Raw genomic sequence first — 1581 nt, 5'->3', positions numbered from 1 at the left:
ATATAATCGTATTAAAATTAAGAAACAAATTAATCGTTATGAAAAAAATATTTTTTATATTGTTTTTATTATCTTTCTTATTATCTTCTTGTCAAAAATTGTCAAATGTTTTAGGAATTAATTTTGACAGTTCATTAACATATCCTAATATGAGTATGGAAAATAGATATTTCTACGCTGATTATAGAAAACAGGGAGATAGACTTTATAATTTTTATAAAATAGCAGAATATGATAAGTTGATTGTATATGTTAAGGAAGGTTCTGGATATAATCAGGAAAGTGTGAATTATATAGCAAATGAATTTAATAATAATTATGATGAAGAGGTTAGAATATATGGAGAACATACAGATGTTGATAAAAATGGTAAAATTATCATTTTATTATTAGAATTGAATGCTAGTTATTCAGGTTCTATTACTACTGGTTATTTTTATGGGGCAGATTTAATATTGAATCAAAATAATAATGCTGAGATATTATATATGGATATAAAAAAAGTTAATGAAGATCCTGAGTATATGTCTGGTACAATACAGCATGAATTTCAGCATTTAATTAATTTTAATGTTAATTATATAGAAAATGGAAGAGAAATATCAACTTGGCTTAATGAAGCTCTTTCAGAATCCACATCTATATTATTTAGCCCAACTATAGTTAGTTCAAGAATAAACGAATTTAATAATCATATGAGCGGTTATTATTGTTTCTACACTTGGAATCTTCCTCTAAATAATATATTTGCCAATTATCCTTCAGTATCAGTATTTGTGAATTGGCTTTATAAAAGAAATGGTAATAACTCTTCTGTATTTCAAAATATAGCAAAATACTCATCAGCTGAAGATTATAGTAGAGTTTTGAATAATGTAAGTTTTATAGGATCATCTAGTTGGGAAGATTTATTATTAAAATGGATTGAAGGACTAAAAAATAATGAAGTTGCAGGAGCTAAGCTACAGATCCAACCATCAGAATCTACTATATCGTTATTTCCAGGAGCAGCAGTAGCTTATAGCGGAAGTATTGAGCCATCAGGCAACTTGGTAATAAAAGATCTAGGTAATGGATATCAGGTAGCTTTAAACAAAGATACTTATATAGGTAATAATCCAACTTATATAAATATTACAACTCCTAAAGTCTCATCAGTACAGGCATCAAAAATGTATGAAACAGCGAATGATAAGCCTTATACACCTAAAGAAATACCTGTATTATTTGATAAAGATGGAAAAATTAAAGAATATTAAATAATATAAGAAATAGTAAAATATAGTTATGAAAAAAAATATTTTGTATAATCACTATTTTAATTTTATTTATTATATTTTGTAATAGAAACAATGTTACAAGCCCTATCAAATGTAGGCTTAACATATCGGAAATATGGAAAAAAGAACATATTATGCTGATTATAGGATGCAGGTGGATAAACCTTATGAATTTTATAAAGTAGCAGAATATACTAAATTGATTGTATATGTTATGTGAGGTTCTGTATATAAGCAGGAAAGTGTGGATTATATAGAAAATACATTGCAGAATAATAGATTTTGGGGATTTATTAATAAT

The 1581-nt window shown here is 25.9% G+C and carries 1 protein-coding gene; it reads left to right on the top strand.

Translation table 11 applies throughout. The annotated features are described in order from the left end of the window. The coding region (locus EZH24_RS11550) for a peptidase M30 (RefSeq protein WP_336596096.1) at positions 1-1259 on the top strand (1259 nt) is incomplete at its 5' end. Positions 1260-1581: the final 322 nt, after the last annotated feature.

Source organism: Brachyspira catarrhinii (assembly GCF_005518285.1).
Lineage (GTDB): Bacteria > Spirochaetota > Brachyspiria > Brachyspirales > Brachyspiraceae > Brachyspira > Brachyspira catarrhinii.
Note: the sequence above shows the minus strand (reverse complement) of the source record. Positions and strands in the feature narration are given on the sequence as shown.